Source organism: Achromobacter semiaridum (assembly GCF_053543755.1).
Genome location: NZ_JBLVOL010000041.1, coordinates 1 through 22073, shown reverse-complemented (window position 1 = coordinate 22073; position 22073 = coordinate 1). Strand labels below are relative to the sequence as shown.

At 64.4% G+C, this 22073-nt stretch carries 20 protein-coding genes and 1 pseudogene; 14 read left to right on the top strand and 7 right to left on the bottom strand.

Annotated features, from left to right (window positions below; genetic code table 11):
• Positions 1 to 162 precede the first annotated feature (162 nt).
• The 3 genes from ACNPP0_RS12725 (at position 163) to ACNPP0_RS12715 (ending at position 3223) form a co-directional block, all read left to right on the top strand.
• Positions 163 to 792 (top strand): LysE family translocator, encoded by a 630-nt coding sequence (locus ACNPP0_RS12725; protein WP_448706074.1) that lies wholly within the window; start codon positions 163 to 165, stop codon positions 790 to 792.
• A gap of 112 nt (positions 793 to 904) precedes the next feature.
• Positions 905 to 2512, top strand: a complete 1608-nt coding sequence (locus ACNPP0_RS12720) for a peptide chain release factor 3 (protein WP_448706073.1) — start codon at positions 905 to 907, stop codon at positions 2510 to 2512.
• A gap of 24 nt (positions 2513 to 2536) precedes the next feature.
• Complete coding sequence (locus ACNPP0_RS12715; RefSeq protein ID WP_104144683.1) at positions 2537 to 3223, top strand: hypothetical protein; 687 nt, start codon at positions 2537 to 2539, stop codon at positions 3221 to 3223.
• Between the two features lie 97 nt (positions 3224 to 3320).
• Here ACNPP0_RS12715 and bfr read toward each other — a convergent pair whose 3' ends face one another.
• From bfr to rpoN, 4 genes are all read right to left on the bottom strand, one after another.
• On the bottom strand, positions 3321 to 3797 hold the full coding sequence (gene bfr, locus ACNPP0_RS12710; RefSeq protein ID WP_332609122.1) for a bacterioferritin: 477 nt from the start codon (positions 3795 to 3797) through the stop codon (positions 3321 to 3323).
• A gap of 378 nt (positions 3798 to 4175) precedes the next feature.
• A complete protein-coding gene (locus ACNPP0_RS12705) occupies positions 4176 to 5084 on the bottom strand; it encodes a DMT family transporter (protein WP_448706072.1) in 909 nt (302 codons plus the stop codon).
• A gap of 154 nt (positions 5085 to 5238) precedes the next feature.
• Positions 5239 to 5520: a (2Fe-2S)-binding protein gene (locus ACNPP0_RS12700; protein ID WP_006216781.1), complete on the bottom strand. Its 282-nt coding sequence runs from the start codon at positions 5518 to 5520 to the stop codon at positions 5239 to 5241.
• A 121-nt stretch (positions 5521 to 5641) separates the two neighbouring features.
• The gene (gene rpoN / locus ACNPP0_RS12695) at positions 5642 to 7069 is read right to left on the bottom strand and encodes an RNA polymerase factor sigma-54 (protein ID WP_442880268.1); all 1428 of its coding nucleotides are present in this window, start codon (positions 7067 to 7069) and stop codon (positions 5642 to 5644) included.
• A 16-nt stretch (positions 7070 to 7085) separates the two neighbouring features.
• Here rpoN and ACNPP0_RS12690 point away from each other — a divergent pair, with 16 nt between their 5' ends.
• The 3 genes from ACNPP0_RS12690 (at position 7086) to leuA (ending at position 11105) form a co-directional block, all read left to right on the top strand.
• Positions 7086 to 7730: a hypothetical protein gene (locus ACNPP0_RS12690; protein ID WP_332609125.1), complete on the top strand. Its 645-nt coding sequence runs from the start codon at positions 7086 to 7088 to the stop codon at positions 7728 to 7730.
• A 193-nt stretch (positions 7731 to 7923) separates the two neighbouring features.
• Positions 7924 to 8901 carry a tripartite tricarboxylate transporter substrate binding protein gene (locus ACNPP0_RS12685; RefSeq protein WP_448706071.1) on the top strand — a complete coding sequence of 326 codons (978 nt, stop codon included), beginning with the start codon at positions 7924 to 7926 and terminating at the stop codon, positions 8899 to 8901.
• Between the two features lie 491 nt (positions 8902 to 9392).
• Entirely contained in the window at positions 9393 to 11105 is a 1713-nt protein-coding gene (leuA, locus tag ACNPP0_RS12680; RefSeq protein WP_448706070.1) for a 2-isopropylmalate synthase, read from the top strand.
• Between the two features lie 164 nt (positions 11106 to 11269).
• Here the strand turns inward: leuA and ACNPP0_RS12675 are convergent, their stop codons facing one another.
• Entirely contained in the window at positions 11270 to 12598 is a 1329-nt protein-coding gene (locus ACNPP0_RS12675; protein WP_448706069.1) for an amidase, read from the bottom strand.
• Positions 12599 to 12918: 320 nt separating this feature from the next.
• Between ACNPP0_RS12675 and ACNPP0_RS12670 the strand changes: the two genes are divergently transcribed.
• The 6 genes from ACNPP0_RS12670 to ACNPP0_RS12645 all read left to right on the top strand — a co-directional run bounded on the left by ACNPP0_RS12670 (position 12919) and on the right by ACNPP0_RS12645 (position 18970).
• Positions 12919 to 13932, top strand: a complete 1014-nt coding sequence (locus ACNPP0_RS12670) for a substrate-binding domain-containing protein (RefSeq protein WP_332609130.1) — start codon at positions 12919 to 12921, stop codon at positions 13930 to 13932.
• A 31-nt stretch (positions 13933 to 13963) separates the two neighbouring features.
• On the top strand, positions 13964 to 14761 hold the full coding sequence (locus tag ACNPP0_RS12665; protein WP_332609131.1) for a phosphodiesterase: 798 nt from the start codon (positions 13964 to 13966) through the stop codon (positions 14759 to 14761).
• A 137-nt stretch (positions 14762 to 14898) separates the two neighbouring features.
• A complete protein-coding gene (locus tag ACNPP0_RS12660; RefSeq protein ID WP_448706068.1) occupies positions 14899 to 15954 on the top strand; it encodes an ABC transporter ATP-binding protein in 1056 nt (351 codons plus the stop codon).
• 34 nt (positions 15955 to 15988) lie between these two features.
• Positions 15989 to 17284, top strand: a complete 1296-nt coding sequence (locus ACNPP0_RS12655) for an ABC transporter substrate-binding protein (protein ID WP_448706067.1) — start codon at positions 15989 to 15991, stop codon at positions 17282 to 17284.
• Positions 17285 to 17297: 13 nt separating this feature from the next.
• A complete protein-coding gene (locus ACNPP0_RS12650) occupies positions 17298 to 18173 on the top strand; it encodes a carbohydrate ABC transporter permease (RefSeq protein WP_332609134.1) in 876 nt (291 codons plus the stop codon).
• Positions 18170 to 18970, top strand: coding sequence for a carbohydrate ABC transporter permease (locus ACNPP0_RS12645; protein ID WP_332609135.1), 801 nt, complete (start codon positions 18170 to 18172; stop codon positions 18968 to 18970). The genes ACNPP0_RS12650 and ACNPP0_RS12645 overlap by 4 nt, the downstream gene beginning before the upstream one ends.
• Positions 18971 to 19070: 100 nt before the next feature.
• On the opposite strand, the gene ACNPP0_RS12640 is transcribed toward ACNPP0_RS12645, so the two are convergent.
• Positions 19071 to 19388, bottom strand: coding sequence for a hypothetical protein (locus ACNPP0_RS12640; RefSeq protein WP_046803941.1), 318 nt, complete (start codon positions 19386 to 19388; stop codon positions 19071 to 19073).
• Between the two features lie 79 nt (positions 19389 to 19467).
• Positions 19468 to 19809, bottom strand: coding sequence for a DUF1840 domain-containing protein (locus ACNPP0_RS12635; protein WP_448706066.1), 342 nt, complete (start codon positions 19807 to 19809; stop codon positions 19468 to 19470).
• Between the two features lie 304 nt (positions 19810 to 20113).
• Between ACNPP0_RS12635 and argS the strand changes: the two genes are divergently transcribed.
• Both argS and ACNPP0_RS12625 read left to right on the top strand, forming a co-directional pair.
• Positions 20114 to 21799: an arginine--tRNA ligase gene (gene argS / locus ACNPP0_RS12630; protein WP_448706065.1), complete on the top strand. Its 1686-nt coding sequence runs from the start codon at positions 20114 to 20116 to the stop codon at positions 21797 to 21799.
• 9 nt (positions 21800 to 21808) lie between these two features.
• Positions 21809 to 22073 (top strand): annotated as a pseudogene (locus ACNPP0_RS12625) (SPOR domain-containing protein); the annotation flags it as partial.

Below are 22073 nucleotides of genomic sequence, written 5' to 3'. Positions count from 1 at the left end.
GGCGATGGCCGTCCGCAGCAGGCCCCGCGCCGTCCCGAGGGCGCACAGCGCCCGGCGGGCAACGGCGGTTCGGGCCGTCCGCGCGCGGCGTTGCTGGGCAAGTAAAGCCAAGCGAGTAATATCCCGGCACCCCCATACTGCGATCCTAGGACCCGCGCCATCATGCCCTTATCCACCTGGTTGACGTTCTTCCTGGCCTCCTGGGCCATTTCGTTCTCACCCGGGGCGGGCGCGATTTCCGCGATGTCCTCTGGATTGAAATACGGCTTTGCACGCGGCTACTGGAACACGGCCGGCCTCATCATGGGCATCCTGTTCCAGTTCGTCGTGGTGGCCGTAGGCTTGGGCGCCGTGCTGGCCACGTCCGAAATGGCCTTCAATGTGGTCAAGTACCTGGGCGTGGCCTACCTGATCTACCTGGGCGTGCGGCAGTTTCGTACTGACGCCGCGCCCGTGGCGGTAGACGCGGGCGACCCGAAGCAGGCGTCGATCCGCGATCTCGTCATGCGCGGTTTCCTGATCAACACCATGAATCCGAAGGGCACCGTGTTCCTGCTGGCCGTTGTGCCGCAATTCGTGGACCCGGCGATGGCGTTGACGCCGCAATACATGGCGCTGGCCGGCACGTTGGCATTTACCGATCTGGTCGCCATGGGCGTGTACACGCTGCTGGCGGCCCGCGTGTTGCGCTTGCTGCGCGATGCCAAGCACATCCGCTGGATGAACCGTACCTTCGGGTCGCTGTTCATCGTGGCGGGCGTTTTCCTGGCGTCGTTCCGCCGCCATTCCTGAATTTTCCGGCCTTGGGGCGCTCGCTGGCGACGGCGGGTGCCCCACGGCTTTTTCATGCACGATGCCGTACCGCGCCGGCTCCAAAAGCGGCGTTAAGTACAATCCCCCGACCATGAACATCCCTCACGAAGTAGCGCGGCGCCGAACGTTCGCGATCATTTCCCACCCTGACGCGGGCAAGACCACGCTGACCGAAAAGCTGTTGCTGTTCGCAGGCGCGATTCAGATCGCCGGCAGCGTCAAGGCGCGCAAGGCCACTCGCCATGCCTCGTCCGACTGGATGGAAATCGAAAAGCAACGCGGCATTTCCGTGGCCTCGTCGGTCATGCAGATGGAATACCGCGACTGCGTCATCAACCTGCTTGACACCCCGGGCCACCAGGACTTCTCTGAAGACACCTACCGGGTGCTGACGGCGGTGGATGCCGCCCTGATGGTCATCGATGCCGCCAATGGCGTCGAACCGCAGACGATCCGCCTGCTGCAGGTTTGCCGCGCGCGCAATACGCCCATCATCACGTTCATCAACAAGATGGACCGCGAAGTGCGCGAGCCGCTGGAATTGCTGTCCGAGATCGAAGGCCACCTGGGCATGGACGCCGTGCCGTTTTCGTGGCCGGTGGGCATGGGCAAGTCGTTCGGCGGCGTGTTCGATATCCGCCGCGACCGCATGCGCGTGTTCCGCCCCGGGCAGGAACGCCGCTCGGACAATGATGACGTGATCGAAGGGCTGAGCAATCCTGAAATCGCCCGCCGATTCGGCTCGGCGTTCGAACAGGCCAGCGGCGAGATCGAACTCATCAACGAAGCCGCGCCCGCGTTCGACCGTGACCAGTTCCTGGCCGGCAAGCAGACGCCCGTGTTCTTCGGGTCCGCCATCAACAACTTTGGCGTGCAGGAAGTGCTGGACGCGCTGGTCGACCACGCGCCGCCCCCGGGCCCGCGCGTCGCCCTGCAACGCGAAGTGCTGCCCGAAGAACCCAAGTTCACCGGTGTCGTGTTCAAGGTGCAGGCCAACATGGACCCTGCCCACCGCGACCGCGTGGCATTCGTGCGCGTCAGCTCGGGCCGCTTTGAACGGGGCATGCGTTTGAAGGTGGCCCGCACCAACAAAGAAATGCGCCCCAACAACGTGGTGTCTTTCCTGTCGCAACGGCGCGAGCTTCTGGACGAGGCGTATGCCGGCGACGTGATCGGTATCCCCAACCACGGCGTGCTGCAATTGGGCGACGTGCTGACCGAAGGCGAAACGCTGCAATTCACCGGCCTGCCGTTCTTCGCGCCCGAGCTGTTCCAGGCGGTTGAAGTGAAGGACCCGCTGCGCACCAAACAGCTGCGTACCGGCCTGACCCAACTGGGCGAAGAGGGCGCGATTCAGGTGTTCCGCCCCGAAGCCGCGGGCGGCTCTTTGCTGCTGGGCGCCATCGGTCAGCTGCAGTTTGAAGTGGTGGCTCACCGCCTCAAAACCGAGTACGGCGCGGACGCCAGAATGCTGCCTTCGCGCTACACAATGGCACGTTGGATTACGTCTGAAAACCCCAAGGCGCTGCGCAAGTTCATGGATGCCAATGCGGCTCATATCGCCTATGATGTCGTCGATGCGGCGGCGTTTTTGATCAGTTCCCCTGCGCAGTTGCGCGTGGCCGAGGACCTGTATCCCGAGGTGAAATTCCATGCCATGCGCGAACACGGCGGCAAGGTTTTCGGGGACAAGGCGTAGACCCGTTCGGGTTCCGCACGGCAGATGAGGGTAGCAATGTCTTGGCGTTTATTATTCGCAACGCTCCTGATCGCGCTTGGCGCGTCGGCCTGGGGCGGTATTCAATTGGGTGACTGGCTGGTGGCGCATGCGCCGCCCGCGGCACCGGCTCCTGGTCAGGACGCGGCAGCTTCGCAGCAGCCCGTTCTGGACGCCAACGGACGCCCTTATGTGGCGCAGCCGCCGCAGCCGCGCATCGACGGCACACTGGGGGTTCCCGACAAGCCGGCCGACCGCCAATGGCAGGTCAATACGGTGTCGCTGTTCGACACCGTCAGCGATCCCGCCGTGAAGCTTTCGCGTGAACGCATCACCCCCGAGCAAGCCCGCGAAATCGCGGCCGCCTCGGAAGTGCCGCTGCCTTCCGGCACCTCGGACGTCACCACCATGGACTTGCAGGTGCCCGGCACGTCCACCGCCATCAACGGCGGCCAGATGCAGGCCAACGGCTACGGTACGCCGCAGATGGTGCAAGCGCCTCCGCCCCCGCCCAATACGTCGCCCGCGCCGGGTGCTCCGGGCTGGCAAGACGCGCTCAAGCGCGAACTGGCGCAATGCGCCACGCAAGGCTTCTTCGAACGGCCTTCATGCTCGTGGAACGCGCGCAACAAATACTGTGCGCCGAACCGCGCCTGGGGCACGATGGCCGAATGCCCGGCCCGCCCGCAATAACGGTCTCACATAACCGTCCATACGCTGCGCTTTATTGACGCGGGTATGACAAAGGCGCCCCAAGGGGCGCCTTTTTATTGCCTGGCGGCCCGGCCGATTACTCGGGCACGGACATCTGGCTTTGCAGGTAATTCTGGATGCCAACCTTGTCGATCAGATCGATCTGGGTTTCCAGATAATCGATGTGCTCTTCGGTGTCGTCCAGAATGTCCTGGAACAGATCGCGCGAGACATAGTCACGCACCGATTCGCAATAGGCGATGGCTTCCACGACGGTGGCGTGTGCGGCTTGTTCCAGCTTCAGGTCACAGGAAAGCAGCTCGGGCACGTCTTCACCGATCAGCAGCTTGTGCAGGTCTTGCAGGTTGGGCAGGCCGTCCAGCATGAAGATGCGCGCGATCAGGCGATCCGCGTGCTTCATTTCACCGATGGATTCTTCGTATTCGTGCTTGCCCAGCTTGTCGAAGCCCCAATGGTTCAGCATGCGGGCATGCAGGAAATATTGGTTGATGGCCGTCAGTTCGTTGGTCAGTTGCTTGTTCAAGAACTGGATGACGGTTTTGTCGCCTTTCATAATGGACTCCTTGCAGTCAGGCGCGACGCGAGTGCATCGCGACAAAGGAGCGCACGATGCCGCGCGTACGCAACCCCGGCAGACTACCACCTGCCGCAGGGGCGCGCCTAGCCTTGCGCCGCATTTGGTAAACGGCTTTAGGACCGCTACCAGAAAGCGACAAGCCAATGAGAATGAGTATGCGTGCGTGATGCTTTGCGCACACAAGGCAGCCCCTATGCGGCGTAGCGCTGAGTCAACTACCGCATTCGCATGGCACTTTTCTTGAATGGCGTCGATAAGCCCGTCTTGGACGGACGATATTCCATCGAAATATCACTGATGCCATTAGGTTGCATATCCGCAACCTTATTAGCGCTATTTTGCTTAATGCTCGATTCAGCCCGCTTTGCGCGTCGTCAACCAGATCCCAAAGGCGATAGGCACGATGCCCAACAGATCCAGCCACGATACCGGTTCGCGCAGCACCAGCCAGCCAAACAACAGGCCAAGCGGCGGCATCAAGAAATGCAGCGCGCTGGCCGACGTGGCAGTGGCCCGGCTCAGGATCATGAAGCACAGGTAGTAGCCGCCCATCGACACGGCCACGATCATGTAGGCCATGCTGGCCAGCAGGCTCGCCGTCAGGCGCGCATCGCCCAGGTTTTCATTCATCAGGGCGAATGGCAGCAGCGTGGCGGCCGCTGCCAGGGATTGGATGCCGGTCGACGTCCATAGCCCTGCCGCCGGCTTGAGCCGCTTATAGAGCAGCGTGCCGGCCACCAGCGCCACCAGGCCACCCGTGACCAGCAACGTGCCGTGCATGTCTTCCTGCATGCCAGTCAGGCGTGACCGCAGCACCACGGCCACCCCGGCCAGCCCCAGGCATAGGCCCAGCAGCTTTCGCCACGTCAGCCGCTCGCCCAGGACAGGGCCGGCCAGCACACCGATCAACAAGGGGTTGGTGCTGATCAGCACGGCGGTAAACGCGGACGACACGGTCGTCATGCCGGACCAGCTCAGCCCCAGGTACAACGCATTGTTCAAGACACCCAGCAGGATGAGGGAGGCGATGTCGCGCGCTTGCAGTGGCCTGCCCCGGCGGCTGAAGGCGGCAATGCCCAGCATCAACGCGCCCGCAATCAGGAAGCGGATGGTCAGCAGGGTCAATGGGGGGCAATCGCGCACCGCGATCTTGGCCGCCGCGAAGGCGGAACTCCACAGAAAGCAGAACGCGGTGATCGGCATCCAACTGATACCCGAGGCGGCAGGAGCGTTCGGGGGGCAGGTGGCGGGCGTGGCCTTCATCGGGAGTCCAAGAGAACGGCGCGCCACGCATGGCGCAGGGATCAAGCATTCTGCTCGCGCCCTGGTGCGTTGACAAATATTTTGGAAATGGCTGCGTCCGGAAAGCAGCGCGGCCCGCCGAAGAACTCAGCGAGCCGGAGGGGACGGCAATGCGTTAGCCGGCGGCGACCAGCGGAATCGGGAAGCTGCTGTTGTTGGCAGCCGAACCCGATTCAACCAGGGTAGCGGGCGCATTGACCGGAACGGCGATGGAGCGAACGTCGCACACGCTGGAGCAGCGGCCGCCCGGCAGGTATTCGGCGGCGGTTGCCGCGCAGCAGCCGCAGCACGTGGCCACGCCCAGCTCGAATTGCAGGTCGGACAGCGTCGTCGCGCCACCGTCCACGCTGGCGCGGACTTGGCGTTCGGTGATGGCATTACATACGCAAATGTACATGCGAATGATTATCGAAAATTATTCGGCGGATGACAAGCCCTGACCGCAAAAAAATTTGTAGCGCAATTGTCACGCAAGCCCTTGAAACAAAGGACGAATCCTCAAAGATTCGTCCCCTATTTCAACGCGCCGAGGCTTGCGCCTTGCGCAGCGTAGCGGGGGCAATACGCAGCGCTTCGCGGTACTTTGCCACCGTCCGACGGGCGATGACTATCCCCTGATCGGCCAGTTTCTGCATGATCTGGCTGTCAGACAAAGGCTTGGCCCGGTTCTCTTCCGCCACCATCTGGCGGATGAAAGTCTGCACCGCCGTGGCCGACGTGGCGTCACCGCCGTCCGTGGACACCCCCGTCCCGAAGAAACGCTTGAGCTCCAGCGTGCCGAACGGAGTAAGCATGTACTTCTGCGTTGTGGCGCGCGAAATGGTTGATTCATGCAGCCCGAGTTCGCCCGCGATGTCCTTCAGGATAAGCGGACGCATGGCCGATGGCCCCTGGCTGAAAAACGCCGTCTGGCGTTCGACAATGGCCTGCGCCACCCGCAGGATCGTGTCGAAGCGCTGCTCGACATTGCGAATCATCCATTTGGCTTGCTGCAACTGGGTTTGCAGGCCCGCGTGTGCGGATTCCTTTTGATTGCCCAGCATCTGCGCATACAGCCCGTTGATTTGCAGCCTGGGAACGGCGGCGCTGTTCAGCGTGACCTGCCAGCCGCGCCGCGCCTTGCGCACGATGACGTCGGGCACGGCGTAGTCGGCCGCCGGCACGGTCCACGCGCGGCCGGGGCGGGGCTCCAGCCGCAGGATCAGGGTGTGGGCCGCGCGGAAAATCGCCTCGTCGCAGCCCACGGCGGCGCACAGGCGCGCAGCGTTACCGGTGGCCAGCAAGGGCAGATGGCGCGCACAGATCTCGCGGGCGCAGGCCAGGACGGCCGCATCGGCCGCTTCGGGCAAACGCGCAAGGTCAGGGTGGCGCAATTGCAACACCAGGCAATCGGCCATGTCGCGCGCGCCGATGCCAACCGGGTCGAACGATTGCAGCAGCGACAGCGCCGCCCGCAGCTCGTCCAGATCGGGCTCCACTTCGGGCGGCAGCCAGGTCAGGATTTCCTCGAGCGGCGAGCCCAGGTAGCCGTTTTCATCCAGCTCATCAATCAGCAGGGCCGCCAGGGCGGCATCGCGCGGGGCCGCTCGCGTCAGCATCAACTGACCCAGCAGGTGTTCGCGCAACGTGTCCGGGCGCGCCGCCTCGGGCAGCCCGGAGTCATCATCCGAATACACGCCGCCCGAACCGGGCATTTCTTCGACGGGCGCATCGCGCTCCGCTGCGGGAGTGTCGTCGTCCACCGAGGATTCGCGTTCGGATTCGGCTTGGGCCTCGGCGGCGGGGGTGTCGTCTTCCCGTTCCAGCAGGGGATTGTCCGCAAGCACTTGCGAGATCTCGGCTTCCAGGTCGAGCGTGGACAACTGCAACAATCGTATCGATTGCTGCAATTGAGGGGTCAGCGTCAGGTGCTGGCCAGGTCGCAGTTCTAAAATTGGACGGGTCATAGGTACAATATTTTGCATGATGAATCTGACTTCGCCCGCAAGCGTTCGCCAGGACAGCCGACTTATCGGCCAGACCCTGCTCAAACTGGCGCTACCCCGAATCGTTGTGCGCGCGATAGTCATCGCCGTCGCCGTCGTCCTTTGGTATCTCGTTGCCTCGTGGATACTGGATTTCGGCAAACGCATGAACTATGACTTCCTGCATACCCTGGGCCAGCCGACCCAGGATATGGCGCAGAAGGTCAATCCCTATATCTGGTGGGTCGTTGCCGGCATCTGGACGCTGATCGTTTTCTTTTCGGTCCGTGCCTGGTTTGCGGCCAGCCTGGCCTCGGGCGCGGCAACGCCGGTGGGCACGGATACACTGGCCGATCTGGCGCCAAACTTGTCCGAAGAATCGTTGGGCGTGCTGCGCTGGACCTGGGGCGACCGCCAAGAGCCCTTCACTGTAGGCGACTTGCGACGCGCACTGTCTGAAATTCGCCACAATCGCAGCGGCAAGATCGCCATGGTGGCCGAACAGGCGCAGATTTTGGAAGGCACGGCCATCCCGCCCTCGCGCGACCCGCGCGATGACGGCCGCCGGGCCCCCCGCACCGAAGTCCGGGGCGAAACTCGCACCGACCGCTACGTTGAACCCCGCATCGGCCCGGCCCGCTAACGCCGCGCCAGACCTTTTCATTGCCACACAGGCCGCCGCCCAGGCGGCCTTTTTTGTTTCAGTCCGGCGCCAGCTCCGCCTTCTATACTGGCGCATCCAGGCTCGCGCAACCGCGGGCCGCGCAACAGACCCAGCAAAACCATAACGGCAGCCCAGACCTGCCGATGCGCGGCCGGCCCCTGGAGAGACAACCATGTTCCGCCCCCCCGTCCGGTATGCCGCCGGTTTGCTCGTGGCCTGCTCGGCCGCGTTTGCCGCTACCCCCGCCATGGCCGAATGGCCCGACAAACCCATCACCTTCGTCGCGCCATTCAGCGCGGGCGGCGCCAATGACCTGGTCGCCCGCATCATCGCCAAGGCAGTGGGCACGACGCTGAAGCAGTCCGTCATTGTGGAAAACCGACCCGGCGCCGGCGGCGTCGTGGGCGCCGCGCATGTCGCTCGCAGCGCGGCGGATGGCTACACCTATCTGGTGGGCAGCAACGGCACCGTCACCAACAGCCTGATCCGCTCGGACCAGCCCTACAAGGACGACGAGCTGACGCCCGTGGCGCTGTTGACCATCACGCCATCGGTGATCGTGGCCAACCCGTCCAACCCGGCCAAGGACTTGAAGGACTTCGTCGAGCGCGCCAAGAAGGCCAAGACCGACCGCATCACCTTTTCCACCGCCGGCAACGGCAGCACGCCGCATTTCGTGGCGGAAATGGTCAAGGAGGCCACGGGCCTGCCCATCGAGCCCATCGCCTACAAAAGCGGCTCGGAAGGCGTGACGGCGGTAATCGGCAACCAGGTCGACGCCACGTCGGAAGCCAGCATCGTGACGTTGCCGCTGATCCAAAGCGGCAAGTTGAAGGCGCTGGCCACCACGTGGGATAAGCGCATGGCCAGCGCGCCGGATATCCCCACCACGGCCGAAGCGGGCTTTCCCGCCGTGCGCATCGGACACTGGGCGGGCTTGTACGCGCCCGCCGGCACGCCGGCAAACGTGTTGGACAAGATGAACGCGGCGGTCGAGCAGTCGCTCCAGACCAAAGAAGTGCAGGACGCCTTGCGCCAGAGCAGCATCGAGCCCGGTGGCGGCTCGCGCGCGAGCTTTGTGGAATTCGCGGCCAGCGAACGCGAACGCCTGGGCAAGATCGTGCAGAACGGCCACATGCAAACGCAGTAGTCGCATGCCCGCGGCCGGCCCGGCCCCGCCGCGCAATGCGGCAACGGAGGTGGGCGCGCGACGTGCGGCGCGGGCCGGATTTTTCGGCCCGCGCCACTTTCGATCAAAGATCGCAGCGCGCTCTGCCCCCCGTTTTTTTCAACGTTTTCGTTTGCGCTGGCAAAGAAAATATGTTTGACTAGCACCCTATGGCCGCTCACCGCACCCTCCCCGCGATTGCCACCGGACGCTTCGTCGCTCCGGTCGCCGGCCTGCGCGCTCGTTCCTTCTTCGCTGCCGCGCTATCGCTATACCTACCGATCGGTTGCCGGGCCTAGTGTCCCCGTGGTAGCTCGGCAGCCACGTTTGCCACACGCGATTTCCCCCTTTTAGTTGTGAATCCTGCCGGTTAATCACGGCAACCCCACGCGCAAAACCGTCATCCGGTCATAGCGCCGCCGAGACTCAGTGCTCACGGGATTCAAAAGAAACCGATCGATCGAGGTGTAGTCATGATGCTTGCCAACCCCGCCACCAAATACGTCCCCTTCGCGCCGTTCACCCGCGACTTCTCCGAACGCACGTGGCCCAGCCGCCGCATCACCAAGGCGCCCATCTGGATGAGCACCGACCTGCGTGACGGCAACCAGGCGTTGATCGAGCCCATGAGCGTCGAGCGCAAGCTCCGCTTCTTTGAACAACTGGTGAAGATCGGCTTCAAGGAAATCGAAGTGGGTTTCCCGTCTGCGTCGCAGACTGACTTTGATTTCGTCCGCAAGCTCATCGACGAAAAGCGCATCCCCGACGACGTCACCATCATCGTGTTGACGCAGTCGCGTGAAGACCTGATCAGCCGCACGGTGGAAGCCGCGGCGGGGGCCAAGCAAGCCATCGTCCACATGTACAACGCTTGCGCACCGGCCTTCCGCAAGGTGGTGTTCAACATGTCCAAGGACGAAATCAAGGGCATCGCCACGATCGGCACGCGCCTTATCAAGCAATACACCTCGCAGCGCCCCGAAACCAAATGGAGCTACGAGTATTCGCCCGAAGTCTTCAGCACCACCGAGCCCGAATTCGCGTTGGAAGTGTCCAACGCCGTGGCCGATGTCTGGCAGCCCACGCCCGAGCACAAGATGGTGCTGAACCTGCCCGCCACGATCGAGGCCACCAGCCCCAACCTGTACGCCGACCAGATCGAATGGATGCACAAGAACCTGGCGCGCCGCGACAGCATCGTGCTTAGCGTGCACCCGCACAACGATCGCGGCACCGCCGTGGCCGCCGCTGAATTTGCCGTGATGGCCGGCGCCGACCGCATCGAAGGCTGCCTCTTCGGCAGCGGCGAACGCACCGGCAACGTCGACCTCGTCACGCTTGCCTTGAACCTGTACACGCAGGGCGTGCATCCCGGCCTGGACTTTTCCGACATCGACGAAGTGCGCCGCTGCGCGGAATACTGCAACCAGTTGCCGGTGCATCCGCGCCATCCGTATGCGGGCGATCTCGTCTTCACCGCGTTCTCCGGATCGCACCAGGACGCCATCAAGAAGGGCTTCGCGCTGCAACAGGCCGACGCCGTCTGGGAAGTGCCGTACTTGCCGATCGACCCGGCCGACCTGGGCCGCAGCTACGACGCCGTCATCCGCGTGAACAGCCAGTCGGGCAAGGGCGGCGTGTCGTACCTGCTTGAGCAGGAACACGGCCTGGTCTTGCCGCGCCGCCTGCAAATCGAATTCAGCCGCGCCATCCAGCGCGTGACGGACGAGACGGGAAGCGAAGTCACCGCCGACGACGTGCACACCATCTTCAACCGCGAATACCTGGAACAGAAGGCGCCCTGGAAGCTGATCCGCCACCGCATCGACGGCAACCCGTCGGCCGGTGAAGGCCAGCATTTCAGCATCGAAGCCGAACTCGAATACAACGGCGAACGCCGCATCGTAACGGGCAAGGGCGATGGCGCCATCTCGGCCTTCGTGGCCGCGCTGGACGTGCCGGTGCGCATCATGGACTACCACGAGCACGCCATCGGCACCGGCACCGACACGCGCGCCGCGTCCTATGTCGAACTGCGCGTGGGCGAGTCGTCCACGGGCTTTGGCGTAGGCATCGACCGCGACATCGTGACGGCCTCGTTCCAGGCAGTCCTTAGCGCCGTGAACCGCCACATCAACGCGGGCGCCGTGGCGTCCGCCGAGCAGGAAGCCGCCGAGGCCGCGTGATCCGCGCCCGCCTTCTGAACTGAACGCCCCAAGCCAGCCCGAAACATGGGCTGGCCAACACCCAGGGACACACCTCTTCCTGGCGCGACCGGCAATAAAAAGCCCGCCTTATCGGCGGGCTTTCTGCTTTTGGCGTGTGGTCACACGTTGAACGCGCGCCGCGTTCAGCCTCGCGCCCACATATCCGACGCGCCGACATCCGGCGCATTGGCCTCAAGCAGGCGCTCATGCACCCACGCGCCTATCGCCAGCGTGCGGTAGTCGTCATAGCGCTGGCCGATCAGTTGCAACCCCACGGGCAACCCTTGCGGGCCGGTGGCAAAGGGCAGGTTCAGGCAGGGCAGGCCGAACAGCGTCCAGGGCCGCGAGAACTGCGGATCGCCGGTGCCCAGGTCTGCAAACGGCGCCTCGCCGGCGGCGCTGGGCGCCAGCAACACGTCGTAGTCGTCAAACCAGCTGTTCACCCGAATGCGCGACTCTTCGGCGCGCGCCAGGTTCTTGATGTGTTGCTCGGCCGAAATCTGCGCGCCCGCTTCCAGCACCGCCTGGATCTTCGGGCTGAGTTGGCCGGCGTGTTGCAGGCGCTCGAAAGCCAGCGACTGCGACGCTTCGTACGCCATGATGTCGGCGTGCAACTGCACCAGCATGCAGTCCTGCGACGGCAGCGGCACCTCTTTCACGGTAGCGCCCGCGCGCGACAAGGTGGCTGCCGCCTGTGCGAACGCTTCTTTCGTTTCTGCCTGCGCGTGCCGCCACTGCAAGGTGCGGCACATGCCCACGCGCGGTTTAGCGTCGTAGGACAGGTCCTGCATGCGGGCATCGCGCATCATCACCGACGCAAACAAGGCCACATCAGGCACCGATCGTGCAAACCCGCCCACTGTGTCCAGCGATTCGGCCAGGCTTTTGACGCCCGCGCGGGGAATGGCGCCAAACGTGGGCTTAAAGCCGACGATGCCGCAATAGGAAGCGGGGCGGATGATCGAACCCGCCGTCTGCGAACCCAATGCGAAGGGCACCATGTCATCCGCAACCGCGGCGGCCGACCCGCTGGACGAGCCGCCGGGGGTGTAGGCCTCGTTGCGCGGATTGCGCGTGGGACCGGCCTGATAGGTAGCGAATTCAGTCGTGACCGTCTTGCCCACCACGACAGCGCCCGCGCCACGGCAAAGCGCCACGGCGGCGGCGTCCAGGCCGGGGCGGTGGCGTTCATAAATTGGCGAGCCGTAGCGGGTGGGAAGATCGACGGTGTCGAACAGGTCTTTCACGCCGATCGGCAGGCCATGCAGCGGCCCTTGCAAAGGGCCATCGTCCAAAGCCTGCGCAACGTCCAGCGCCGCCTGCTTTTGCAGGGCGGTCCAGGCGTGGATGGTATTTTCGCGCTGCTCGATACGGGCAAAACAGGCCCGTACCAATTGCACCGCGGTTAACTCGCGCCGTTGCAGCTTGCGCGCGGCTTGAACCGCGCCAAGGCTGTTTAAGGCAGTAGACATTTTCCTTTCCTCTTTACCGGCGCCGCGCCAGACGTGGCAGCTGATTACGCACCCGGTCCCCTTGACCGAGGGGTCTGCCCTTGCGTTACCGGCGGCGTTGTTGCGCCGTGGGCAATGCGGACCGATCCCTGCCATTGTGCGCGCCGCGTCAATTAGGAAAAACACCAAAAACACCGTGTTTTCCCGGGTAAAACGACTGCGCCGCGCCTAGGCTTTATGTTGTTGCGTTCACACCAGCATAGCGCAAACCCGTGCAACACAAAGGTCATATTTGTCTTGTAAGATGAAAACGTTTTCAGCAAATCGACAGTAACCCCGGTATGGCTACGCGCCCGTCGCCCCGCTTTTCCATCATCGAAGTGGCCCGCAAGGCAGGCGTATCGCCGGCCACGGTTTCGCGCGCGTTCAACCAACCCGAGATCGTCCATCCCGACACGTTGGCGCACATCCGCAACGTGGCCAAGCGCGCGGGGTTCAGGCCAAACCGCGTTGGCCGCAGCCTGCGCTCCGGCAGCACCCGCACCATCGGGTTGATCTTGCCCACGTTGTCCAATCCCGTGTTCGCCGAGTGCTTTGAAGGCGCCGAGCGCCGTGCGCGCGAATCCGGCTACAGCGTCATGCTGACCGCCACCGGGTATGACCCCGCCGTTGAATCCGCCGCCGTCCAGGGCCTGATCGACCATCAGGTCGACGGCTTGATCCTGACCGTGGCCGACGTCAACAAAAGCGCCACGCTGGACGACCTGGACAGCGCCGGCATGCCTTATGTGCTGGTCTATAACGAGTCATCCACACACCCGTTCGCGTCGGTGGACAACCGCGCGGCCGCCAGCGACATGGTGGCGCACCTGGCCGCGCTGGGGCACCGCCGCATCGCGCTGGTGACTGGCCCGCTGACCGCCTCCGACCGCGCCCGCCGCCGCTTGACCGGCGCCCGCGCCTGCGCCAAGAAGCTGGATCTGGACACCGTGCAGCACATCGCGATGAGCTCGCACACCGGCAGCGACGCCGACGTGCTTAAAGCCGCGTTGCGCGGTAAACAAGCGCCTACCGCGCTGTTCTGCTCGAATGACTTGCTGGCCACCGCCGTCATCGCCGACCTGGTGGCGCTGGGCTTGCGCGTGCCCACCGACATTTCGGTGTGCGGCTTTGACGGCATGCGGTTCGGCGCCTTGTTGACGCCCCCGCTGACCACCGTTGCACAACCCAGCGACGGCATCGGCCAGACGGCGTGCTCGAACCTGCTAGCGCAGATCCATGGCCAACCGGCCCAATCGAATCGCCTGCCGCATTGCATCGTGGTGGGCGGTACCGCAGCGTCCGTACGCCGCTGACCCCACTTCAATTCCGACAACCGCACGCATCATGCTCATTGCCCAAATCACCGACCTGCACATGCGCACCCCGGGCGACAAGGCCTACGGCATCATCGACCCCGCCGCATTCCTGGCGCCCGCCGTGCGCGCGCTGAATGCGCTGGCGCCGCGCCCCGACTGCGTACTGATCACGGGCGACCTGACCGACCTGGGCCGCCCGCACGAATACCAGGTGCTGCGCGACCACCTGCAAGCGCTGGAGATTCCGTACTTCCTGCTGCCCGGCAACCATGACGACCGCGCCCAATTGCGCGCAGCCTTTCCTGACCACGATTACCTGCAAGGCGGCGGCCCGTTCATCCAGTACGCCATCGAAACCTATCCGCTGCGCCTGCTGGCGCTGGACACGGTGGTGCCGATGAAAAGCCATGGCGAACTCTGCCAGGACCGCCTGGACTGGCTGGCCGCGCGCCTGGCCGAACAGCCGGACCGACCGACGCTGGTGTTGATGCACCACCCGCCATTTCTGACCGGCATCGAACACATGGACGCCATCGGCCTGTTGGCCGGCGCACCGGAGCTTGAACGCGTGGTGTCGCGCTTTCCCCATGTAGAGCGGGTGCTGTGCGGCCATTTGCACCGCACCATCTTTCAGCGCTTCGGCGGCACGATCGCGTCTACCTGCCCTGGCACCGCGCACCAGTTGGCGCTGGAGCTGGGGCCGCGTCCCACGTTGCAGTACATCATGGAACCGCCGGGCTACCAGCTGCATTGGTGGCAAGGCACGAACCTGGTTACGCACCACGCGGTGCTTGGGGAATATCCCGGCCCGTATCCGTTTGCCTGAGCGCTGCGCCAAAGGGGCGCGCAGCGTTGTTTGAAGCCGTTTGGCTTGCCACGAATCCGTCATGTTTGCGCTGCACAATGAAAAGGTTTTCATAACAGGCAACAATGCGGATCTAACAATTAGATCGTCGAGACAGCATGTCATCCATCGTTCTGGATAACCTCACCAAACAGTACGGCGGCGCCGCCGCCATCCACGGCGTGAGCTTCACGGTGCCGGCGGGCAGCTTTACGGTGCTGCTGGGCCCATCCGGCTGCGGCAAGTCGACCACCCTGCGCATGATCGCCGGGCTGGACACGCCCACATCGGGCTCCATCCGCATCGGCGATCGCGACGTTACGCAACTGCCGCCGGCCAAGCGCCGCATATCCATGGTGTTCCAGTCATACGCGCTGTTCCCGCATTTATCGGTGCGCGAGAACATCCTGTTCGGGCTGAAGGTCCGCAAGGAACCCGCGCGCGACTTCGACCGCCGCTTGCAGCGCGTGGCCGGTCTGCTGGGCCTGGAGCATCTGCTGGACCGCAAGCCCTCGCAATTGTCGGGCGGCCAGCAGCAGCGCGTGGCGCTGGGGCGCGCGGTGATATCCGAAGCGCCGGTGTGCCTGATGGACGAACCGCTGTCCAACCTCGATGCGCAGTTGCGCCACGAGATGCGCCGTGAGATCCGCGCCTTGCAGCAGGACCTGGGCATCACGATGGTGTACGTCACGCACGACCAGACCGAGGCCATGAGCATGGCCGACCAGGTGGTGCTGCTGCGCGGCGGTCAGATCGAACAACACGACACGCCCGACGGCCTGTATGCAAGGCCGGCCACCGAGTTTGCCGCGCGTTTCATCGGCACGCCGCCCATGAACCTGATCGGGCTTGCCGCCGCGAACGGCGCCGCCGTCATCGCCGGCACGCAAGGGCCCGTGATTGCGAACGCGCCGGCCGGCGCCGTCAAGCTGGGCGTGCGTCCGGAACATATCCGCATCGACAGCACCGGCATACCGGCCGTGGTGGAAAGCGTCGAATACTTCGGCGCGGACTCCATCGTGGTGTGCCGGGTCGGCGACACCAGCGGTGTGGCCGTGCGAGTGGGCGGCCACTTGCGCGCCCGCGCCGGCGAAGCCCTGAACCTGTCCTGGCAGGACGGGCAACAGCATTTCTTTGCCGCCGATTCGGCGGTGATCAACACCGTCGGGCGCTAGAAGACGCCCATTGCACAGGAAAGGAAACGCCACCATGCGACGCATCGTACTGAAGACCCTGGCCGCCAGCCTGGCCGCCGCTTGCCTGTCCCTGCCGGCACAGGCGCAAAACAAACCCGTCGAAGTTGAGTTCTATTACCCGGTCGCCGTCGGCGGCCCGATCACCAAGATCGTCGACGACATGGTCGCGGGCTTCCAAAAGGAAAATCCCGACATCAAGATCAAGCCGATCTACGCCGGCTCGTATCAGGATTCGATCGCCAAGGCGCTGACGGCGCTCAAGGGCGGCACGCCGCCGCAACTGGCCGTGCTGCTGTCCACCGACATGTTCACGCTGATCGATGAAGACGCCATCGTGCCGATCGATTCGCTGGCGAAAAGCGACGCCGACAAAAAGTGGCTGGGCAGCTTCTACGACGCCTTCATGCAGAACAGCCGCACGGGCGGCCACACCTGGGGCGTGCCGTTCCAGCGTTCGACCATCGTGATGTACTACAACAAGGACCTGTTCAAGGCAGCGGGCCTGGACCCCGAACGCGCGCCCGCAACCTGGGCCGAGCTGGTCGATTACGGCAAGAAGCTGACCAAGCAGGACGCCTCGGGCAACACCACGCAGTGGGGCATCGAGATCCCGTCGGGCGGCGCATTTGCGTACTGGCTGTTCCAGGCGCTGACCACGCCGAACGGCGCGATCCTGATGAACGAAGCCGGCAACGAGGTCTACCTGGACAAGCCGGCGGTGGTGGAAGCCGCGCAGTTCTGGCGCGACCTGTCGGCCAAGCACAAGATCATGCCCACCGGCACCATCGACTGGGGCACCACGCCCAAGGACTTCCTGGAAAAGAAGGCGGCCATGGTCTGGACCACCACCGGCAACCTGACCAACATCCGCAAGAACGCCGACTTCCCGTTCGGCGTGGCGATGATGCCGCAGCAAAAGCGCGGCGGCAGCCCGACGGGCGGCGGCAACTTCTATATCTTCAAGAGCGGCACCCCGGCGCAGCAGCAGGCCGCGCTCAAGTTCGCGCAGTGGGTCACCACGCCCGAACGCGCCGCCGACTGGAGCATCGCCACCGGCTACGTCGCCGTGACGCCGGCGGCCTGGCAAACCGAGAAGATGAAGAAGTACGCGCAGGAAGTGCCGGCCGCCGCGGTCGCGCGCGACCAGCTGGAAGTCAGCGTGGCGGAATTTTCCACGCATGAAAACCAGCGCGTCACCAAGACCCTGAACGACGCTCTGCAAGCGGCGTTGACAGGCTCGAAGACGCCGCAGCAGGCGCTGACCGACGCACAGCGCGAGGCCGACCGCATCCTGCGTTCCTACAAATAGACCGACAAGCACGATGAGCCGCTCTTTACATGCGCTTTATGGCTGGTTGCTGTTGCTGCCAGCCATCGTGCTGCTCGCCGCCTTCACGCATTACCCGGCGGTGGCGACGCTTTGGCACAGCTTTTTCTCCACGCCCAAGGGCGCGCGTCCGGCGCGTTTCGTGGGCCTGGAAAACTACGCCGTCATGCGTGACGACCCGGTGTTCTGGCAGTCGCTGTGGAACAACCTGTGGTTTGCGCTGGGCACGATCCCCACGTCCATCGGCATTGCGCTGATCATGGCGCTGTGGGTGAACCGCAACCTGAGCGGTCGCGGCTTTTTACGCATGGCGTACTTCACGCCCACGGTACTGCCGATGGTGGCGGTGGCCAACATCTGGCTGTTCTTCTACACGCCGCAGTACGGGCTGATCGCGCAGGTGATGGGGTGGTTCGGTTCGCCCGGCCCGAACTGGCTGGGCAACCGCGAAACCGCCTTGCCCGCGCTGATGCTGGTCACGGTGTGGAAAGAAGCCGGCTTCTTCATGATCTTCTACCTGGCCGCCTTGCAGACGGTATCGCCGTCGCTGCGCGAGGCGGCCATGCTGGAAGGCGCCTCGCGCTGGCAGTATTTCCGCCGCATTCTGTGGCCGCTGTTGATGCCCACCACGCTGTTCGTGCTGATCAATGCGCTGATCAACGCGTTCCGCCTGGTGGACCATGTGGTGGTCATGACGCGCGGTGGCCCGGATAACGCCAGCACCTTGCTGCTGTACTACATCTACCAGGTGGGTTTCAGTTTCTGGGACACGGCTTACGCCGCCACGCTGACCGTCGTGTTGCTGGTGGTACTGGCGCTGACCGCGCTGTTCAAGTTCCGCTGGCTGGATCGCAGGACGCACTATCAATGAAAGACAAGCTAGATACCCTGGGCGCCTGGGCGCTTGGCCTGTTGTGGATCCTGCCGCTTGCCTACGCGATGTGGGCGGCTTTCCACCCGCCCGCCTATGCAACCCGCTTCGAGCTGTTCGCGCCGTTGACGCTGGATAACTTCGTGCGTGCCTGGCACGCGGCGCCGTTTCCGCGCTACTTCCTGAACACGTTCCTGCTGGTCACGATGGTGCTGGCGGCGCAGTTGGTGCTGTCGACACTGGCCGGATACGCCTTCGCGCGCTTTGAATTCCGGGGCCGCGACTTCGTCTTCATGCTGGTGCTGCTACAGCTGATGATCATGCCCGACGTGCTGCTGGTGGAGAACTACCGCTCCATGAGCCAGCTGGGCATCCGGGACACCGTGTTCGCCATCGGCCTGCCGTATTTCGCGTCGGCGTTCGGCATCTTCCTGCTGCGCCAGACCTTCAAGACGGTGCCGCGCGAACTGGAAGAAGCGGCGCGCATGGAAGGCGCGGGTCCGATGCAGATCCTGTGGAAGGTGTATGTGCCGCTGGCCAAACCGATCTACGTGGCGTACGGGCTGGTGTCGGTCAGCCACCACTGGAACAACTTCCTGTGGCCGCTCATCATCACGAATTCGGTGGAATCCCGGCCGCTGACGGTGGGCTTGCAGGTGTTCTCGTCCACGGACCAGGGCATCGACTGGTCGGTCATTACCGCCGCCACGCTGATGTCGGCGGCGCCGTTACTGATTGCCTTCCTGCTGTTCCAACGGCAATTCGTGCAGTCGTTCATGCGGGCGGGGATCCGGTAGCCTGTGGCCTGTGCCCAGTGGGGCTGATGCCGCGCACCCGAAAAAAAATCCCCGCCTTGAGCGGGGATTTGCTTTTTGGGCGCTGGCCGCCGCAGTGCCGTCAGTAGCCGACGGTCAGCCCCGGCAGGTCCACCGTGATGCGCGGGCGCTCTAAGGCCAGCGCCAGGTGCTCCGCGAACTCGCGGGCTTCCTTCGTGTCGGTGGACAGGGTGTCGTAGCCCAAGGCATCGGCCACGCCCAGCACCTTGTCCAGCAACAGCACCTTGCCGCTGGGCCGCAAAGGTTCGCAGCCCAGGGTTTCCCAGGCGCCGTCAAACCAATCGCGCGCGTCGCTTTGGCGTTGCGGGGACGGTTCAACCGTGGCGGTCAGGTCCAGCGACCGGCGGGGGTCGAAAACAATGGTGATGTCGCTGCGCATAAGGGTTTCCTTGAAAGGGCGTCAGGCGGCAAGCGTAAGGCAAAAGACGCCGGTCGGATTGTCCGCCCGGCGACATTGCCTACCACCCGCGCGAGGCTTCCCAAGTGACTTCAACGCCCGCGGCCTGGGACTGCCGCAGCATGTCCAGCAACGGAAACGCGCGTTCCTTCAAACCTACCGTGCGCGCCATGGCGGCGCGGGGCGCCTTGTCTTCGTCGTCTTCGTCGTCAAGCGGCGGCTCGGCATCCGCGATCGCGCGTTCGATGCCGTCGATGGCGGGGCCCAGTTGCTCCACCGTGAAAACACCGCGTTCGGGGATCTTGTCGCCGATGGGTTTGCCCGCTGCCTGCAGAATGGGACCGGCGTGGTCGGACAGCATCAGGACCTCGGCCACGACCTTGGAGTGAAAGGTAATCAGCATATTGCGGTCTCCCTTATTGAATACGTTACATACACTACCGCAACGCCCCAGCGATGCCAACTGGCGCCCTCGCACGCGCGACACGGCCTGGACACCGGGCACGCGCGCCACCGTCTAGGCGTTTGATTTTGTTCAGAGTTCCGCCCGCCGCCCGAACGCTTGCCGGACGGTTTGCCTGCCCGATCCGCCCGGTTGGGCCGCCAAATCAACTATCATTCCGGATGATTCCCGTGACACTGCCGGCCCGGACACCGTCCGTTTGATCCCCGCCTTGGTCACTCACCCAGAACTTCTTCAGACGCCCATGCTCCCCGAGCAACAAAAACAGCTTATCTCCCTGATCCAGGCCGCCGTTGCGCAGAGCCTTCCCGACGCCCAGGCCAATGTGCTGCTTGAGCGCCCCAAGGTTGCCGCGCACGGCGACGTCGCCACCAACGTGGCCATGCAGCTGGCCAAGCCGGCCCGCCGCAACCCGCGCGAACTGGCCCAGGCCATCGTGGATGCGCTGATGGCCGCCCCCGGTGCCCGAGATCTGGTCGACAGCGCTGAAATCGCCGGCCCCGGCTTCATCAACCTGCGTATCACCGCCGCCGCGCGCCAGGCCGTCATCGCCGCCGTGGCCGAGCAGGGCGCAAGTTTCGGCCGCGCTCCGCGCAGCGGCGAGAAGATCCTGGTTGAATTCGTGTCGGCCAACCCCACCGGCCCGCTGCACGTGGGCCACGCGCGCCAAGCCGCGCTGGGCGACGCCCTGTGCCGCCTGTACGACGCCATCGGCTGGGACGTCACCCGCGAGTTCTACTACAACGACGCCGGCAACCAGATCCACAACCTGGCCATCAGCGTGCAGGCGCGCGCCCGTGGCCTCACCACAGAATCTCCTGACTGGCCGGAAGACGGCTACAAGGGCGACTACATCGCCGACATCGCGCGCGACTTCCAGGCCGGCAAGACCATCCAGCCCTCCGACGGCGAACCCGTCACCGCCACCGGCAATATCGACAACCTGGACGACATCCGCGTCTTCGCCGTGGCGTACCTGCGCCGCGAACAAGACCTGGACCTGCAGGCGTTCGGCCTGGCGTTCGACAACTACTACCTGGAAAGCTCGCTGTACACGTCGGGCCGCGTCGAAGCCACCGTCAAGGCGCTGGTTGCCGGCGGTCATACCTACGAAGAAGGCGGCGCGCTGTGGCTGCGCACCACCGAACTGGGCACGGGCGACGACAAAGACCGCGTCATGCGCAAAAGCGAAGGCGGCTACACCTACTTCGTGCCGGACGTGGCGTATCACAAGGCCAAATGGGAACGCGGCTTTCATCGCGCCGTGAACATCCAGGGCAGCGACCACCACGGCACCGTGGCCCGCGTGCGCGCCGGCTTGCAGGCGCTGGAAGAGGGCATCCCCAAGGACTACCCGTCGTACGTGCTGCACAAGATGGTCAAGGTGATGCGCGGCGGCGAAGAGGTCAAGATCTCCAAGCGCGCCGGCAGCTACGTCACCATGCGCGACCTGATCGATTGGGTTGGCCGCGACGCCGTGCGCTACTTCCTGATCCAGCGCCGCGCCGACACCGAATTTGTATTTGACGTGGACCTGGCCTTGTCGAAAAGCGACGAAAACCCGGTCTATTACATCCAGTACGCGCACGCCCGCATCTGCACGATGATCAACAACGCCGGCATGCCCGCTGCCGACGTGGCCGCCGCCGATACGTCCTTGCTGACCGCGCCGTCCGAATTCGCGCTGATGCAACGCCTGGCCGAATTCCCCAACGTGGTGGCACTGGCCGCGCAAGATTTGTCGCCGCACCACATCGCTTTCTGGCTGCGCGATTGCGCCTCGGACTTCCACGCCTGGTACAGCGCCGAGCGCGTGCTGGTGGACGACGTGCCCCTGAAGCTGGCGCGCCTGCGCCTGGCCGCCACCACGCGTCAGGTCCTGGCCAACGGCCTGGAGCTGATGGGCGTTTCCGCGCCCGAGCGGATGTAACATCGGTTCATGGCAACAAAGCGCAAAGCCACCCGCCGTTCCTCTGGCGAAAGCGGCAGCACCCTTTACGGGGCGCTGGCCGGCCTGCTCATCGGTCTGATCGTGGCCGCCGTCGTGGCCTTCTACGTCACCAAGGCCCCGATCCCGTTCGTGGACCGGGCCACCCGTCAGGGCGACCCCGGCAAGCTGCCCGACCCGCGTCAGGCGCCGGACCCTAACGCGGGCCTGTACGGCCGCGACGGCGCGGCGGGCGCACCGCCCACCGGTCCCACCG

What these genes read in the sequence shown, in the direction of transcription:
- ACNPP0_RS12725 (WP_448706074.1), top strand. Translation starts at nt 163, where the DNA reads ATGCCCTTATCCACCTGGTTGACGTTCTTCCTGGCCTCCTGGGCCATT.
- ACNPP0_RS12720 (WP_448706073.1), top strand. Translation starts at nt 905, where the DNA reads ATGAACATCCCTCACGAAGTAGCGCGGCGCCGAACGTTCGCGATCATT.
- ACNPP0_RS12715 (WP_104144683.1), top strand. Translation starts at nt 2,537, where the DNA reads ATGAGGGTAGCAATGTCTTGGCGTTTATTATTCGCAACGCTCCTGATC.
- bfr (WP_332609122.1), bottom strand. Translation starts at nt 3,797, where the DNA reads ATGAAAGGCGACAAAACCGTCATCCAGTTCTTGAACAAGCAACTGACC.
- ACNPP0_RS12705 (WP_448706072.1), bottom strand. Translation starts at nt 5,084, where the DNA reads ATGAAGGCCACGCCCGCCACCTGCCCCCCGAACGCTCCTGCCGCCTCG.
- ACNPP0_RS12700 (WP_006216781.1), bottom strand. Translation starts at nt 5,520, where the DNA reads ATGTACATTTGCGTATGTAATGCCATCACCGAACGCCAAGTCCGCGCC.
- rpoN (WP_442880268.1), bottom strand. Translation starts at nt 7,069, where the DNA reads ATGACCCGTCCAATTTTAGAACTGCGACCTGGCCAGCACCTGACGCTG.
- ACNPP0_RS12690 (WP_332609125.1), top strand. Translation starts at nt 7,086, where the DNA reads ATGATGAATCTGACTTCGCCCGCAAGCGTTCGCCAGGACAGCCGACTT.
- ACNPP0_RS12685 (WP_448706071.1), top strand. Translation starts at nt 7,924, where the DNA reads ATGTTCCGCCCCCCCGTCCGGTATGCCGCCGGTTTGCTCGTGGCCTGC.
- leuA (WP_448706070.1), top strand. Translation starts at nt 9,393, where the DNA reads ATGATGCTTGCCAACCCCGCCACCAAATACGTCCCCTTCGCGCCGTTC.
- ACNPP0_RS12675 (WP_448706069.1), bottom strand. Translation starts at nt 12,598, where the DNA reads ATGTCTACTGCCTTAAACAGCCTTGGCGCGGTTCAAGCCGCGCGCAAG.
- ACNPP0_RS12670 (WP_332609130.1), top strand. Translation starts at nt 12,919, where the DNA reads ATGGCTACGCGCCCGTCGCCCCGCTTTTCCATCATCGAAGTGGCCCGC.
- ACNPP0_RS12665 (WP_332609131.1), top strand. Translation starts at nt 13,964, where the DNA reads ATGCTCATTGCCCAAATCACCGACCTGCACATGCGCACCCCGGGCGAC.
- ACNPP0_RS12660 (WP_448706068.1), top strand. Translation starts at nt 14,899, where the DNA reads ATGTCATCCATCGTTCTGGATAACCTCACCAAACAGTACGGCGGCGCC.
- ACNPP0_RS12655 (WP_448706067.1), top strand. Translation starts at nt 15,989, where the DNA reads ATGCGACGCATCGTACTGAAGACCCTGGCCGCCAGCCTGGCCGCCGCT.
- ACNPP0_RS12650 (WP_332609134.1), top strand. Translation starts at nt 17,298, where the DNA reads ATGAGCCGCTCTTTACATGCGCTTTATGGCTGGTTGCTGTTGCTGCCA.
- ACNPP0_RS12645 (WP_332609135.1), top strand. Translation starts at nt 18,170, where the DNA reads ATGAAAGACAAGCTAGATACCCTGGGCGCCTGGGCGCTTGGCCTGTTG.
- ACNPP0_RS12640 (WP_046803941.1), bottom strand. Translation starts at nt 19,388, where the DNA reads ATGCGCAGCGACATCACCATTGTTTTCGACCCCCGCCGGTCGCTGGAC.
- ACNPP0_RS12635 (WP_448706066.1), bottom strand. Translation starts at nt 19,809, where the DNA reads ATGCTGATTACCTTTCACTCCAAGGTCGTGGCCGAGGTCCTGATGCTG.
- argS (WP_448706065.1), top strand. Translation starts at nt 20,114, where the DNA reads ATGCTCCCCGAGCAACAAAAACAGCTTATCTCCCTGATCCAGGCCGCC.